Consider the following 15,039-nt stretch of genomic DNA (forward strand, 5'->3'; position numbering starts at 1 on the left):
CCGCCAGATAGCTCGAAATCGCCGCAACGATGCCGCGCGTCGATTTGCAGGATACGGTGAGGACGACGTTTTTCATGCGGTCTCTTCCTTGGCCAGATCAGGTGCCCGGGGATGTGACGACGCCGAAGCTGGTCAGCTCCGGCGTGTCGGTGGTCATTTAATGCATGCCGCCGGAAAGTGTGCAGCGGTTTCCGGATGACGACATGCACAAAACAAAGAGCTTAAGCGGCCGGCCGCTCAGATATCGAGCGTGCTGTCGCGTTCCCACTGGGTGAAATGCGAGCAGTAGGCATTCCATTCCCGATGCTTGAGCTTCAGATAGGCGGCCGAAAATTCCGCCCCCATCGCCTGCTTCAGCCCCTCGTCGTCATCATAGGCGCGCAGCGCATCGAGAAGGTTGAGCGGCAGGCGCGGCGCGTCCTTCACCAGGTGGCCCTCGGCATACATGTCGATATCGTAGTGGGGGCCGGGGTCTGCCTGGCTGCGGATGCCGTTAAGGCCGGCGGCGATGATGATCGCCTGCAGCAGGTAGGGATTGACCGCCCCATCCGGCAGGCGCAGCTCGAAACGTCCCGGCCCCGGCACGCGCACCATGTGGGTGCGGTTGTTGCCGGTCCAGGTGACGGTGTTCGGCGACCAGGTGGCGCCTGACGTGGTGCGCGGCGCGTTGATGCGCTTGTAGGAATTGACCGTCGGATTGGTGACCGCGGCAAGTGCGGAGGCGTGCTTCATGATGCCGCCGAGGAAGGTCTTGCCCTGAGCCGAGAGCCCGAAGGCCATCTCCTTGTCGGCGAAGGCGTTGACCTTGCCGTCGATGTCCCAAACCGAAATATGGGCATGGCAGCCATTTCCGGTCAGCCCCATGAAGGGCTTCGGCATGAAGGTGGCGCGCAGGCCGTGCTTTTCGGCGACCGACTTGACCATGAACTTGAAGAAGGAGTGCTTGTCCGCCGTCTTCAGAACGTCGTCATATTCCCAGTTCATCTCGAACTGGCCGTTCGCATCCTCGTGGTCGTTCTGATAGGGCTTCCAGCCGAGCTCGAGCATGTAGTCGCAAATCTCGGCGATGACGTCGTAGCGGCGCATCACCGCCTGCTGATCGTAGCAAGGCTTCTCGGCGGTATCGAACTGATCCGAGATCACCGAACCATCCGCGGAGATTAGGAAGAACTCGGGCTCGACGCCGGTTTTTACCCTGAGCCCTTCTTTCGCAGCCTCGGCGACCAGTCTTTTCAGGAGCACACGCGGCGCCTGTTCGACGGGCTGATCGTCCATGACGCAGTCGGCGGCAACCCATGCAACATCCTTCTTCCAAGGGAGTTGGATGACGGAGGATGCGTCGGGAACGGCGAACAGGTCGGGATGGGCAGGCGTCAGATCGAGCCAGGTTGCAAAACCCGCGAAACCGGCGCCGTCTTTCTGCATATCGGCAATGGCTTGCGCCGGGACCAGCTTGGCGCGCTGAGCGCCGAACAGGTCCGTGTAGCTGATCATGAAATATTTGATGCCTTTTTCGGAGGCGTATTGCGAGAGGTCCAGTGTCACATTTGTCCCCTTGTATTGATCTTAGACACTTGATGATGAAGCCGGCCGCATCCTCCCAAACGCGCCCGGCCGGTGTTTTTTTAGAAACCGGTCTTGCCGGGGATCCAGTTGGTGCCGGCGAGCGGCACTTGCGCCATGGCCGATGCCTCGATCGTCAGTGCGACGAGGTCTTCCGGCTCGAGGTTGTGCAGGTGGTTCTTGCCGCAGGCACGCGCGATCGTCTGCGCCTCGAGCGTCATCACCTTGAGGTAGTTGGCAAGGCGGCGGCCGGCCGCAACCGGGTCGAGGCGTTTTGCCAGCTCTGGATCCTGGGTGGTTATGCCGGCCGGGTCCTTGCCTTCATGCCAGTCGTCATAGGCGCCGGCCGTCGTGCCGAGCTTCTGATATTCGGCTTCCCAGTGCGGATCGTTGTCGCCGATGGCGACGAGTGCCGCCGTGCCAATCGCGACCGCGTCGGCGCCGAGCGCCAGCGCCTTGGCGACGTCGGCGCCGGAGCGGATGCCGCCAGAAACGATCAGCTGCACCTTGCGATGCATGCCGAGATCCTGCAGCGCCTGAACGGCCGGACGAATGCAGGCGAGCGTCGGCATGCCGACATTCTCGATGAAGACGTCCTGCGTTGCCGCCGTGCCGCCCTGCATGCCGTCGAGCACGACGACGTCGGCGCCGGCCTTCACGGCAAGGGCAGTATCGTAATAGGGACGCGCGCCGCCGACCTTGACGTAGATCGGCTTTTCCCAATCGGTGATTTCGCGCAGCTCCATGATCTTGATTTCCAGATCGTCGGGGCCGGTCCAGTCCGGATGGCGGCAGGCCGAGCGCTGGTCGATGCCCTTCGGCAGGTTGCGCATATTGGCGACGCGGTCGGAGATCTTCTGGCCGAGCAGCATGCCGCCGCCGCCGGGCTTGGCGCCCTGGCCGACCACGACTTCGATGGCATCGGCGCGGCGCAGGTCTTTCGGATTCATCCCGTAGCGCGAGGGCAGGTACTGGTAGACCAGTGTTTGCGAATGGCCGCGTTCCTCATCGGTCATGCCGCCGTCGCCGGTGGTGGTCGAGGTGCCCGATATCGTCGCACCGCGGCCGAGCGCTTCCTTGGCATTGCCGGACAGCGCGCCGAAGCTCATGCCGGCAATGGTGATCGGCGTCTTCAGCGTAATCGGCTTCTTGGCGAAGCGCGAGCCGAGCACCACCGTCGTGTCGCACTTCTCGCGATAGCCTTCGAGCGGATAGCGCGAGATGGAGGCGCCGAGAAACAGCAGGTCGTCGAAATGCGGGACCTTGCGCTTGGTGCCGGCGCCGCGGATGTCATAAATCCCGGTGGCCGCCGCGCGACGGATTTCGGCGAGCGTATAGTCGTCGAAGGTCGCGGACTTGCGTGGCGGGGTATAGGGGTTGTGATAGCTCATGGGTGTCCCTCGCCTCAATACGCGTCGGCGTTGTCGATGTTGAAATTGTAGAGCTTGCGGGCCGAGCCGTAGCGCTTGAACTCCTCGGGCCTGACGTCCGTGACCCCTGCTTTGTCGAGCAGTTCGGCAAGCTTTTGCAGATGCTCAGGCCGCATCTCCTTCTCGATGCAGTCGGAACCGAGGCTCTTGACCTCGCCGCGGACGAAAAGCTTGGCTTCGTAGAGCGAATCCCCCAGCGCGTCGCCGGCGTCGCCGAGCACGACAAGATGGCCGGATTGACCCATGAAGGCCGACATGTGGCCGATGCTGCCATGCACGACGATGTCGATGCCCTTCATCGATATGCCGCAGCGCGAGGCGGCATTGCCCTTGATGACGAGCAGGCCGCCGCGGCCGGTGGCGCCGGCATACTGGCTGGCGTCGCCTTCGATGACGACGGTGCCGGACATCATGTTTTCGGCAACGCCCGGACCGGCGGACCCATGAACCGTGACCCTGCCGCCGTCATTCATGCCGGCGCAGTAATAGCCGACCGATCCTCTGACGGCGACCGTGGCGGGGCTGTCGATACCGACGGCGACGGCATGACTGCCACGCGGGTTGATGACCTCGAATTCAGTGTCGTTGGCGCCTTGGGAAAGGGCATGCAGCGCGCTGTTCAGCTCGCGAAGAGGGGTATTGGAAAGATCGAATGTCGGCATTGAATCCTCGTTGGTCCGGGAGACGGTCTAGGCCGCCTCCAGCTTTCAGGCGTCCCTCAGGCCGCCTTGTCGTGATCCCAGAAATAAACGGTCGCCGGCTCCGGCTCCCAGACACGGGCATTCTCGATGCCGGGAAGGTTGACCAGCGCGCGGTATTCCGAGCCGAAGGCGACATACTGGTCGGTCTCGGCCATGACGGCGGGCTTGCAGGCGATCGGGTCGCGCACCACGCCGAAGCCGGACTTGGTGCCGACGACGAAGGTGAAGAAGCCGTCGAGATCGTCGAGCGCGCCGGTCAGCGCCTGGCCGAGATCCTTGCCCTTGGCCATTTCGGCCGTGAGATAGGCGGCGGCGACTTCGGAATCGTTCTGCGTTTCGAAGGTCATGCCTTCGCGCACCAGTTCGCGGCGCAGATTGTTGTGGTTGGACAGCGAGCCGTTGTGCACGAGGCACTGGTCGGCGCCGGTCGAGAACGGATGGGCGCCGAGCGTGGTGACCGCGGATTCCGTCGCCATGCGGGTGTGGCCGATGCCGTGGGTGCCGCTCATGGCACGGACGTCGAACCGCTTCACGACGTCTTTCGGAAGGCCGATTTCCTTGTAAATCTCGACGCTTTCGCCCGATCCCATCAGGCGGACCGTCGGGCGGATCTCTTCAAGCGCCTTGCGCACCGTTCCAAGCTTGGAGGCATCAAGCTCGATGACCGCGTGCGTGCTCTTGATCGATACCTCGGCTCTGATGCCGGCCTTCTCCAGGTCGCCGGCGAGGCCCTCGAAGTCGACGCTGGGGTTGGCGGACTGGATGGTGATCTTCGCCCTGCCCTCTGCAGAGCCGCCATAGATCGCGATGCCGGCCGAATCCGGTCCGCGATCCGTCATGGTGATCAGCATATCCGAGAGCAGATTTCCCAGCTGGGGTTCAAGGCTCTTGTCCTTGAGGAACAGTCCAACAATGCCGCACATAGCCCGTGCCTCCGTTCGTGTTGAGAAAGGACTAGCAGGTCTGCGTCAGGACAGCAACTGGGAGGAATAAAATTTTCTTTTAAGGCAAGTTAGCCCCGGGAATTCTGCTGGGGATAACTGATGATCGAGAGGTACTTGCTCGGCAGCTTCACCAGCTGCTCCGGCCCATGCGGCGCATCGGCGTCAAAGAACAGGCTATCACCCGGCTGCATCTGGAAAAGCTGATCGCCGTGGCGGTAGACCACCTCGCCTTCGAGCATATAGAGAAACTCCATGCCCTCATGCTGAAAGGTCGGGAAGACATCGGAATCGGCCGTCAGCGTGATGAGATAGGGCTCGACGATGACGCCGCTGGTATTGTTGTCGATATGGCCGAGCAGATTATATTGGTGGCCGGCGCGCGTGCCGCGCCGTTCGAGCTCGATGCCCTGCCCCGCCTTGACGAAGACGGCGTTGCGCGGTTCCTCGAAGCGGCGGAAGAAAGCGGTCATCGGTACGCCGAGCGCCCGCGACAGCGATTGCAGCGTCGTCAGTGACGGCGAAATGTTGCCGTTCTCGATCTTCGACAGCATGCCGAGCGAAATGCCGGTCGCAGCCGCGAGATCCGTGACGGTGATGCCGAGTTTCTTGCGGTAGGCGCGCACCTCATGGCCGATCGCCATTTCGAGGTTGTTTTCCTTCGGTTCCCGAACGGCGTGCGGATCCTGGGAAAAGGGAGCGCGTTCGCCATGCGCCTGTTCCGCTTGCTTTGCCGCTTCGAGCTTGGGTTTCATGCTGCCGCCTTCGCTTTTTGTCCAAAGCCAACCCTATCGCCATAGTGAAATTTTCTCAACCGGGAGGAAACTATTCGCGCCGCGCCCCGCGCGGCGCGATACCGTAGGCGGCGCGGAACATCCGGGAGAAATGGCTGAGACTGGAAAAGCCGGTGGCAACCGCGATCTCCGAGACGGAAAGCGGGCTCTGCTTCAGCAGCCGATGGGCATGCTGCAGCCTGATCCTGTGGTATTGATCGAGGAAGGTGGTTCCGAGATGGGCCGCAAAGAGCCGGTCGAGATGGCGGGTGGTGACGCCGGCGATGCGCGCCATGGCGGCGCGGCCGAGCGGCATCTCGATCGTCTCCTCCATCCGTTCGAGAACGCTGAGCAGCCCGGGATGGTGGACGCCGTAGCGTTCGGCGAGCGAGGCGCGCTGGGGTGCGGCGGGCTCGTTGACCTCTGTGTGAAGATACCAGTCGCTGACGCGGCGGGCGAAATCCGGTCCCATCCGCTCGGCGATCAGCACATGCATCATGTCGAGTGGCGCGATGCCGCCGCCGCAGGTGATCCGGTTGCCGTCGATCATGAAGCGCGCCTGGCGCGGCGAGAGGTCCGGGAAGGCCTCGAGAAGGGCGGCCGCATGTTCCCAGTGGATGGTGAAATCGCGGCCCTCAAGCAGTCCCGCCGCGGCCATCAGATAGGGACCGCCCGAAATGCCGCCGATCCTGACACCCTCGCGCGCCAGTTGCCGCAGACAGGCAAGCACGCCGGGATAACGCCAGTCGCGCGGCAAGCCGCCGGCGCAGACGAAGGCCGTGCCGAGACCGGAACCCCTGACGGGAAGGGGTTCGGCGGGCACGCTGACGCCCGAGGAGGAGAGCGCCGGCGCACCGTCCGGCGAAAAGATCGACAGGCGGTAGATTTCGCGCCCGGCCAGAAGATTTGCCGCCCTGAGCGGCTCGCTCGCCGAGGCATAGGACATCAGCGCGAATCCCGGGATCAGGATGAAGCCGATCTCCTGGACATTTTTGCTATCGGAGGAGGACATGTCCCTTTTCTAACCATTCATGTCCTTATTGCGCAAGTCGCGCGTCGCCTTTCTGGCATCATGCAGCCGTTCTATTCGGATTGACCCATGCGCTATTCCGCCCTTTCGATTTTTCTCAACGGTCTTCGCGGCAACAAAGCCTGGGCGCCCGCCTGGCGCGACGCGGCGCCGAAGCCGCATTACGATGTCATCATCGTCGGCGGCGGCGGGCATGGCCTTGCCACCGCCTATTATCTCGCCAAAGAATTCGGCATCACCAATGTCGCCGTCCTCGAAAAGGGTTATCTCGGTTCCGGCAATATCGGCAGGAACACGACGATCATCCGGTCGAACTACCTGCTTCCCGGCAACAATCCCTTCTACGAGCTGTCGATGAAGCTCTGGGAAGGATTGGAGCAGGACTTCAACTTCAACGCCATGGTCTCGCAGCGCGGCGTGCTCAATCTCTTCCATTCCGACGCGCAGCGCGATGCCTATACCCGCCGCGGCAACGCCATGCGGCTGCACGGCGTCGACGCCGAGCTTCTCGACCGGCAGGCGGTGCGCAAAAAACTGCCATTCCTCGATTTCGACAATGCCCGTTTCCCGGTGATGGGCGCCTTGTTCCACCCGCGCGGCGGCACGGTGCGCCATGACGCGGTCGCCTGGGGTTATGCGCGCGGCGCAGACAGCCGCGGCGTCGACATCATCACCCAATGCGAGGTGACCGGCATCCGCAGCGAAAACGGTCAGGTGACCGGCGTCGAGACCAGCAGGGGCTTCATCGGCTGCGGCAAGCTGGCGCTGGCAGCCGCCGGCAATTCCACCGTCGTCGCCGATATGGCGGGCCTCCGCCTGCCGATCGAAAGCCACGTGCTGCAGGCCTTCGTCTCCGAAGGGCTGAAACCCTTCATCGACAATGTCGTCACCTTCGGCGCCGGCCATTTCTACGTCTCCCAGTCGGATAAGGGCGGCCTCGTCTTCGGCGGCGATATCGACGGTTACAATTCCTATGCCCAGCGCGGCAATCTGGCGTCGGTCGAGCATGTTGCCGAAGCCGGGCTGGCGATGATCCCTTCTTTGTCGCGGGTGCGTTATCTCCGCTCCTGGGGCGGGGTGATGGATATGAGCATGGACGGCTCGCCGATCATCGACCGCACCCATATCGATAATCTCTATCTCAACGCCGGCTGGTGTTACGGCGGCTTCAAGGCGACGCCCGCTTCCGGCTTCTGCTACGCCCATCTGATCGCCCGCAACACGCCGCATCAGACGGCCCGCGCCTTCCGGCTCGACCGTTTCGCCCGCGGCTATCCGATCGACGAAAAGGGCGTCGGCGCCCAGCCCAATCTGCACTGAGGACATTTGACGATGGCGAGCCTGATTTCCTGTCCCCATTGCGGCGCCCGGCCGAAGGAAGAATTCTCGATCCGCGGCGATGCCGGCCTTGTCAGGCCGGCGCCGGATGCCGGCGCGGATGCGTGGTTCGACTATGTCTATCTGCGCGACAATCCGCGCGGCCGTCACAGCGAATACTGGCACCACTCCTCCGGATGCCGCCGCTGGCTGATCGTCGACCGTGATACCGTCACCCATGCGGTTCACGGCGTCAGGGATGCCGCCCTTGCGAAGCTCGGCGGAGAACCGGCATGACCAGCTTCCGTCTTTCCGCCGGCGGCCGCATCGACCGCGCCACGACACTCGGCTTCACTTTCGACGGCAAGGCGCTGGAAGGTCATCCGGGCGATACGCTCGCCTCGGCGCTGCTTGCCAATGGCGTCCAGCTCGTCGGCCGCAGCTTCAAATATCACCGCCCGCGCGGCATCCTGACGGCGGGTGCTGCCGAACCGAACGCGCTGGTGACGACCGGCAGCGGCGGGCGCACCGAACCGAATACGCGGGCGACGATGATCGAGCTTCATGAGGGGCTGGCGGCCAAGAGCCAGAACCGCTGGCCTTCGCTCGGCTTCGATGTCGGCGCGGTCAACGGCCTGCTCTCGCCCTTCCTCAGCGCCGGTTTCTACTACAAGACCTTCATGTGGCCGGCGGCCCTGTGGGAAAAGCTCTACGAACCGGTGATCCGCAAGGCGGCGGGCCTCGGCAGAGCCTCCTACGAGGCCGATCCGGATACTTATGAGAAATGCTGGGCGCATTGCGATCTGCTGGTGATCGGCGCCGGCCCTGCCGGCCTTGCCGCGGCACTCACCGCCGGCCGCGCCGGTGCGCGTGTCATCCTCGCCGACGAAGGCCCCGAATTCGGCGGCAGCCTGCTTTCCGAGAGCCGTGCCGTCGAGGGCAAGCCGGCGGACGCGCTTCTCGGCGAGCTGCTGGCGGAACTCGAGGGGCTGGAAAATGTGCGCCGCCTGCCGCGCATGACCGTGTTCGGCTGGTACGACGACAATGTTTTCGGCGCGGTCGAACGCGTGCAGAAGCATGTGGCGCTGCCCGATCCCGAGCGCCCCGTCGAACGGTTGTGGCGCATCGTCGCCCGCCAGGCGATTCTGGCGACGGGAGCCGAGGAGCGGCCGCTCGTCTTCGGCGGCAACGATATTCCCGGCGTGATGATGGCGGGCGCCATGCGCAGCTATCTCAACCGGCAGGCGGTGGCGCCAGGTAAAAGCACTGTCGTCTTCACCACCAACGATGCCGGTTACCGCACCGCCGCCGATCTCGAGGCCGCCGGCCTCGCCGTCGCGGCGATCGTTGACAGCCGCGCCGATGCGGGCAAGGGCTGGCAGGGCCGCGCCGAAGTGCTGAAGGGCGCCCGGGTAATCGATGCGTTCGGCGGCCAGCGCCTGCGCGGCGTCAGCGTTGAAAGCACAGGCGGCATTCGCCGCATCGACGCGGATGCGCTGGCCATGTCGGGCGGCTGGAGCCCGATTATCCATCTTGCCTGCCATCGCGGCGGCAAGCCGCAATGGTCGGACGAGGCCGCGGCGTTTCTGGCGCCGGCCACGCAAGACGGCCTTGCCGTTGCCGGTTCGGCTGTCGGTCTTGAGGAAATCGCGGCCTGCCTCGGCGATGGCGCCGCAAAGGCGGCCGCCGCCCTGAAGGCGATCGGTTTCGCAGCTGCGGAACCGGCCTTTGATGCTGCGCCGGAAGCGGTTAGAGGCTCAAAGCCTCTCTGGTCCGTCAAGGGCTCGAAGGGCAAGGCTTTCGTCGACTATCAGAACGACGTGCATCTCAAGGATCTCGGGCTGGCGGTGCGCGAAGGCTACGGCCATGTCGAGCTTGCCAAGCGTTATACCACCAGCGGCATGGCGACCGACCAGGGCAAGCTTTCCAATATCAACGCCATCGGCATCCTGGCCGAAGCGCGCGGCGTGTCGCCGGCCGAGGTGGGAACAACGACCTTCCGGCCCTTCTATACGCCGGTCTCCTTCGGCGCTCTGACCGGGGCATCGCGCGGCAAGGATTTCCAGCCGGCGCGCAAATCGCCGCTGCATGGCTGGGCTGAGAAGAACGGCGCGGTCTTCGTCGAAACCGGCCTCTGGTACCGTTCTTCCTGGTTCCCGCGCGCCGGTGAAACGACGTGGCGCGACAGCGTCGACCGCGAAGTGCTGAACATCCGCAAAAATGCCGGTCTCTGTGACGTGTCGACCCTCGGCAAGATCGAAATCTTCGGCCGCGATGCCGCGGCCTTCCTCGACCGGATCTATTGCAACGGCTTTGCCAAGCTTGCTCTGGGCAAGGCGCGTTACGGCATCATGCTGCGCGAGGACGGCTTCATCTATGACGACGGCACCACCAGCCGCTTCAGTGACGAGCATTTCTTCATGACGACGACGACGGCGCTTGCCGCAGGCGTGCTCACCCATCTCGAATTCTGCGCCCAGACGCTCTGGCCGGAACTCGATGTCTGCTTCGCCTCCTCGACCGATCAATGGGCGCAGATGGCGGTCGCCGGGCCGAAATCCCGCGCCATCCTCGCGGAAATCGTCGACGAGGATTTGTCCGATGCGGCCTTCCCGTTCATGAGCGCCCGCAAGGTGTCGCTCTTCGGCGGCCGCCTCGAAGGGCGGCTCTTCCGGATCTCCTTCTCCGGCGAACTCGCCTACGAGCTGGCCGTGCCGGCCGGTTACGGCGAGAGCGTTGCCGACGCCGTGATGGCGGCGGGAGAGAAACACGGCATCTGCGCCTACGGCGCCGAAGCGCTCGGTGTCCTGCGCATCGAAAAGGGCCATGTCACCCATGCCGAGATCAACGGCACGGTCACCCCGGGCGATCTCGGCTTCGCCCGCATGGTGTCATCGACCAAGCCGGATTTCATCGGCAAGGCGATGCTCGCCCGTGAGGGCCTGCAGGACCCCGATCGCCCGCGCCTCGTCGGCGTCAAGCCGCTCAATCCGGCAAGCGGCTTCCGCACCGGCTCGCATATCCTTGCCGAAGGCGCTGCGACGACGCTGGAAAACGACCAGGGTTACGTTACGTCAAGCGCCTTTTCGCCGACGCTCGGCCATAAGATCGGTCTGGCGCTGGTCAGGCGCGGGCCGGAGCGCATCGGTGAAAAGGTGACGGTCTGGAACGGCCTGCACAATGAATTCACCGATGCGGTGCTCTGCCATCCCGTCTTTGTCGATCCTGAAAACGAGAAGCTCCATGCCTGATCTTCCCCAGCACAGACCGGTTCTCGCCGGTGCTAGATACAGCGGCATGGCAGCGGCCGGCCTCCGGCTGGAAGCCTTGCCGGAAGGCCATCTGCTGCACGTGCTCGGCACGATCGAGCCGGCCGCACTTGCCGCCGAACTGGCGAAGATAGGTCTTGCGAACAGTTCGATCCGCAAGGCTGGCTTCCGCCAATGGTTCGTCGCCGGCGACGCGCCGCTAGCGCCCACCGGTCTCGAGGCCCTAGCGGCAGCGCTTGCGGGAAAAGCCTTCGTCATGGACCAGAGCCACGGACGTGTCCGCATCGGCATTTCCGGCCGATATTCGCGGCTGCTGCTTGCAAAGGGCACCGCCGTCGATCTCGATCCGGCCGTGTTTGCCGAGGGCAGTTCGGCGATGACGATGGTCGGTCATCTCTCCGTCCAGATCGTCCGCACCGGCGACGACAGCTTCGAGCTGACGGTCCTGCGCAGCTTCGCCGAAAGCCTCTGGCACGAACTCAGCCATATGGCGGCGAGCGCCGAAAGGGATGGCGCATAAAGGCTATCGTGCCGGCAACCGCCAATGGTTTGTCCCGTGAACGGAAAGCGATGATTGGCATTCATGTCCGGCACATAGCCCTTATCCCGTTTTCTTGATGTCCTCGAATCTGAGGCCGAAGCGCGCGAGATATTTGCTCAGGCGATCGGCGTCGTTGCTGCTCTTTTTCTCCAGTCGCGACATCGCAAACAGGGCTCTGCCCGCAGCACTTGCCGTGGCGTGTTGACGGCAGGTATGAAGAACGGTGGCAAGCTGGGCTGTGTCGAAGCGATCGAGGCGAGCGGCCGTCTCCGCACCCAGCACTTCTTCAATGATCAGATCCACCCTGCCCTCGTCACTCGAACTGCACCAAAACGCATTCAGCCGTCGGACTTCATCATCGACGACGTCAGTCGTGATGCGCCCATGCGGCGCGAGGGTCGCCATGCGGGTCACCGAAGCCGACAGGTCACGAAAATTGGCACTCCAGACGGCTAGCGGGCCAGTTGCGAAAGTAAGATAGCGTTCCCGTGCTTCCTTGTTGAAAGTCACATTTTCGCCTTCTCGTTCCAGATAACGCCTGAGCTCGAAGTCGAGATTGGGCTCTATGTCCTCCTTGCGATCGCGCAGGGCCGGCAGCTGGAACGTCCAGAGGTTCAGGCGGGCATAGAGATCTTCGCGGAACCTGCCTTTGCGGACATCCTCGCCAAGATCGCGATTGGTGCCGGCAAGCAGCTGAAAGTCCGCGGAGGCCTCCCGATCAGCGCCCACGGGCAGGAACTTCTTTTCCTCGATCGCGCGCAGGCACATGGCCTGTTCGTCGAGGCCGAGTTCGCCGATCTCGTCGAGAAACAGCACGCCTTTGTCGGCGGACTTGAGCAAGCCGGCACGCTCGCCGGCAGCGCCGGTAAACGCGCCTTTCACATGGCCGAACAGGGTGGACATGGCCTGGTCGCCGCGCAGGGTCGCGCAGTTCACCTCGATGAACGGACCACTGACCTTGCGCTGGCTCTTCTTCAGCTCGTAGATCCTGCGGGCGAGTTGCGATTTGCCGGCACCGGTCGGCCCGGTCAGCAGAACAGGCGCGGTCGAGCGGATCACCACCCTCTCGATCTCGTCGATCATTTTGTTGAAGGCGGCGCTGCGGGTCGAAATCCCCGACTTCAGGAAGGAGGCGGCGTCTTCGCGCTCGGAGGCGAAGCGCTTGGCGATTTCGTCATAACGGGACAGGTCGAGGTCGATGATCCGATGCGTGCCGGCGAAATCCTGCTCCGGCTCCCGGTCGCGCGGCGGCGAGAGCTGCAGCAACTGGCCGGGAATGATGCGGGCTTCGGTCAGCAGGAACCAGCAGATCTGTGCCACATGGGTGCCGGTGGTGATGTTGACGAGATAGTCTTCCGTCTCGGGGTCGAAGTTGTAGTTGCGGGCAAAGTCCCTGAGGTGCGTGTAGACCTCCGAGAAATCCCAGGGATCCCGGAAGTTGATGACATTGCTCCGCACCTCCGTTGCCGGCGCCACGGTTTCGATGTCGGCAACGATACGGTGACAGAGAGCTTGCGAGTGGTTGTCGTGGATCAGCTCCAGCCGGTCGATGAACAGGCCCGGCTGCTGGCAGAGCGCGACATTGGGCCGCCAGCGGCTCCAGCGATTTTCCCATTTCCCTGCATCCAGGGTGGTTCCCAATATGCTGATGGCAACGCGGCGTTTCATATCTTATCCAAAATTATAAATCTATATAGCTTAAGATAATATAATCGGGATACCGATTTTCGCAATTCATCATTTCGCGTAAAGGCTCATAAAAATTTAGTATTTAGAAACAGATAGATAAAAGAAAAATGCAGGTGGGATGTGTTCTTTTCTTCAAACTGGCACGCGTCTTGAAATGTATCTGGCACGAACCACACAAGAGGGGCTGTCATGGTCAACAAGGCGATCTTCAAAACCTACCTCGGGAAACTGCTCCCGGGAGCGGATACAAAAAATCATGAAGCGGCCCCGGCCTACCAGCTGACGCCGCGCGAGGCGCTGGCGCAATATGCCGTGACCGGCACCTTCAACGGCACCTTCTATGCTGAAGGAGCCGAGCAGCTTGACGCGGTAAAAACGCTTGCCCTTCAGGTCGAGCCGGAATTTCTCGCCAAGGTGGCTGTTTACGCCGCTGAAAAGGGTCACATGAAGGACATGCCGGTGACGCTGCTCGCCGTGCTCTCCGGCCTTCAGAGCGAGGCCTTTGCCCGTGCATTCCCGCGGGTGGTGAAGAGCGGCAAGATGCTGCGTGGCTTCGTGCAGGTCATGCGCTCCGGCGCCGCGGGGCGCAAGTCGCTCGGCACACGTCCGAAGAAGGTGGTGCAGGCGTGGCTCGAACGGGCCGGCACCGAGCAGATCCTGCGTGCGATGGTCGGAAACGATCCTTCGCTCGCCGACGTCATCCGCATGGTGCATCCGAAGCCGGCTACCGAGGAGCGCAAGGCGCTTTATGCCTGGGCGATCGGCAAGCCGCACGACTATGCGGCACTGCCGGAGCTCGTCAAGGCATTGGAAGCGTTCCGACGTGACCAGACGGTGCCAGTGCCTGATGTCCCGTTCCAGATGCTGACCTCGCTGCCGCTGACGCGGGAGCATTGGGTCGAGATCGCCCGCAAGGGTGGCTGGCAGATGGTGCGGCAGAACCTCAACACCTTTGCACGCAACGGCGTGTTCGAGGTCGAGGGTTTTGCCGAGGCGCTGGCGGCGCGGCTTGCCGATCCGGAGGAAATCCGCAAGGCAAAGGTCTTCCCCTATCAGTTGATGACGGCGTGGAAGATGGTCGATGGCCAAGTTCCGGATGTCGTGCGGGATGCGCTTCAGGACGCGATGGATATCGCCATCGCCAATGTGCCTTCCCTGGTGGGCAATGTGGTGCTCTGCCCCGACGTGTCGGGTTCCATGGGCTCGCCCGTGACCGGCTACCGGAAGGGCGCGACGTCCTCGGTCCGTTGCATCGACGTCGCCGGTCTGATGGCTGCGGCGTTCCTGCAGCGCAACCCGAAGGCGCGGGTGCTGCCGTTCGAGAATGACGTGGTGCGCGTCAGCCTCAACAAGCGGGATTCGGTGATGACCAATGCCGGTAAGCTGGCGAAAATCGGCGGCGGCGGAACCAACTGCTCCGCACCGCTGAAGATGTTGGCAAACGAGAGGGCCAAGGTCGATCTGGTGGTATTCATCTCGGACAATGAGTCCTGGGTGGATGCGCGTGGCAGCGGCCAGCCGACGGCGGTGATGACGGAATGGGCCAGGATCAAGCGGGTCAACCCGGCTGCAAAGCTGGTTTGCCTCGACATCCAGCCCCACGCCACGACGCAGGCGCCGACGCGGGAAGACGTGCTCAACATCGGTGGCTTCTCGGATGCCGTCTACGGGGTGATCACGGCTTTCGCGGCCAACAGCAAAGGAGCGGATGGCTGGGTGAAAGCCATCGAGGCAATCGAGCTCTGACGGGCTCACAGGAAGCAATATCTTCGCGCCGCCGTGAAC

Annotated in this window: 12 protein-coding genes; 5 read left to right on the plus strand and 7 right to left on the minus strand. The window is 63.2% G+C overall.

Annotated features, from left to right (window positions below; genetic code table 11):
• Positions 1–237: 237 nt before the first annotated feature.
• The 6 genes from glnT to AF337_RS29810 form a co-directional block, all read right to left on the minus strand.
• Positions 238–1,545: a type III glutamate--ammonia ligase gene (glnT, locus tag AF337_RS29785; protein WP_049734988.1), complete on the minus strand. Its 1,308-nt coding sequence runs from the start codon at positions 1,543–1,545 to the stop codon at positions 238–240.
• Positions 1,546–1,625: 80 nt separating this feature from the next.
• Positions 1,626–2,954: an FMN-binding glutamate synthase family protein gene (locus tag AF337_RS29790; RefSeq protein ID WP_049734989.1), complete on the minus strand. Its 1,329-nt coding sequence runs from the start codon at positions 2,952–2,954 to the stop codon at positions 1,626–1,628.
• A 14-nt stretch (positions 2,955–2,968) separates the two neighbouring features.
• Positions 2,969–3,655 carry a GltB/FmdC/FwdC-like GXGXG domain-containing protein gene (locus tag AF337_RS29795; RefSeq protein ID WP_049734990.1) on the minus strand — a complete coding sequence of 229 codons (687 nt, stop codon included), beginning with the start codon at positions 3,653–3,655 and terminating at the stop codon, positions 2,969–2,971.
• 56 nt (positions 3,656–3,711) lie between these two features.
• Positions 3,712–4,617, minus strand: coding sequence for a class II glutamine amidotransferase (locus AF337_RS29800; RefSeq protein ID WP_049734991.1), 906 nt, complete (start codon positions 4,615–4,617; stop codon positions 3,712–3,714).
• A gap of 89 nt (positions 4,618–4,706) precedes the next feature.
• Positions 4,707–5,390, minus strand: coding sequence for a helix-turn-helix domain-containing protein (locus AF337_RS29805; RefSeq protein WP_049734992.1), 684 nt, complete (start codon positions 5,388–5,390; stop codon positions 4,707–4,709).
• 70 nt (positions 5,391–5,460) lie between these two features.
• Positions 5,461–6,420, minus strand: coding sequence for a GlxA family transcriptional regulator (locus AF337_RS29810; protein ID WP_049734993.1), 960 nt, complete (start codon positions 6,418–6,420; stop codon positions 5,461–5,463).
• An 87-nt stretch (positions 6,421–6,507) separates the two neighbouring features.
• On the opposite strand from AF337_RS29810, the gene AF337_RS29815 reads away from it, so the two are divergent.
• From AF337_RS29815 to AF337_RS29830, 4 genes are read left to right on the plus strand one after another with little or no spacing between them, the layout of a single operon-like run.
• On the plus strand, positions 6,508–7,758 hold the full coding sequence (locus AF337_RS29815; RefSeq protein ID WP_049734994.1) for a sarcosine oxidase subunit beta family protein: 1,251 nt from the start codon (positions 6,508–6,510) through the stop codon (positions 7,756–7,758).
• A gap of 12 nt (positions 7,759–7,770) precedes the next feature.
• Positions 7,771–8,052 carry a sarcosine oxidase subunit delta gene (locus AF337_RS29820; RefSeq protein WP_049734995.1) on the plus strand — a complete coding sequence of 94 codons (282 nt, stop codon included), beginning with the start codon at positions 7,771–7,773 and terminating at the stop codon, positions 8,050–8,052.
• On the plus strand, positions 8,049–11,006 hold the full coding sequence (locus tag AF337_RS29825; RefSeq protein ID WP_049734996.1) for a sarcosine oxidase subunit alpha family protein: 2,958 nt from the start codon (positions 8,049–8,051) through the stop codon (positions 11,004–11,006). The genes AF337_RS29820 and AF337_RS29825 overlap by 4 nt, the downstream gene beginning before the upstream one ends.
• Complete coding sequence (locus AF337_RS29830; protein ID WP_049734997.1) at positions 10,999–11,544, plus strand: sarcosine oxidase subunit gamma; 546 nt, start codon at positions 10,999–11,001, stop codon at positions 11,542–11,544. Before AF337_RS29825 ends, AF337_RS29830 begins: the two co-directional genes overlap by 8 nt.
• Positions 11,545–11,625: 81 nt before the next feature.
• On the opposite strand, the gene rtcR is transcribed toward AF337_RS29830, so the two are convergent.
• On the minus strand, positions 11,626–13,233 hold the full coding sequence (gene rtcR, locus AF337_RS29835) for an RNA repair transcriptional activator RtcR (protein WP_049734998.1): 1,608 nt from the start codon (positions 13,231–13,233) through the stop codon (positions 11,626–11,628).
• Positions 13,234–13,443: 210 nt separating this feature from the next.
• On the opposite strand from rtcR, the gene AF337_RS29840 reads away from it, so the two are divergent.
• Positions 13,444–15,000 carry an RNA-binding protein gene (locus AF337_RS29840; protein ID WP_049734999.1) on the plus strand — a complete coding sequence of 519 codons (1,557 nt, stop codon included), beginning with the start codon at positions 13,444–13,446 and terminating at the stop codon, positions 14,998–15,000.
• Positions 15,001–15,039 lie beyond the last annotated feature (39 nt).

The sequence above is a fragment of the Rhizobium ecuadorense genome (assembly GCF_001187535.1).
GTDB lineage: Bacteria > Pseudomonadota > Alphaproteobacteria > Rhizobiales > Rhizobiaceae > Rhizobium > Rhizobium ecuadorense.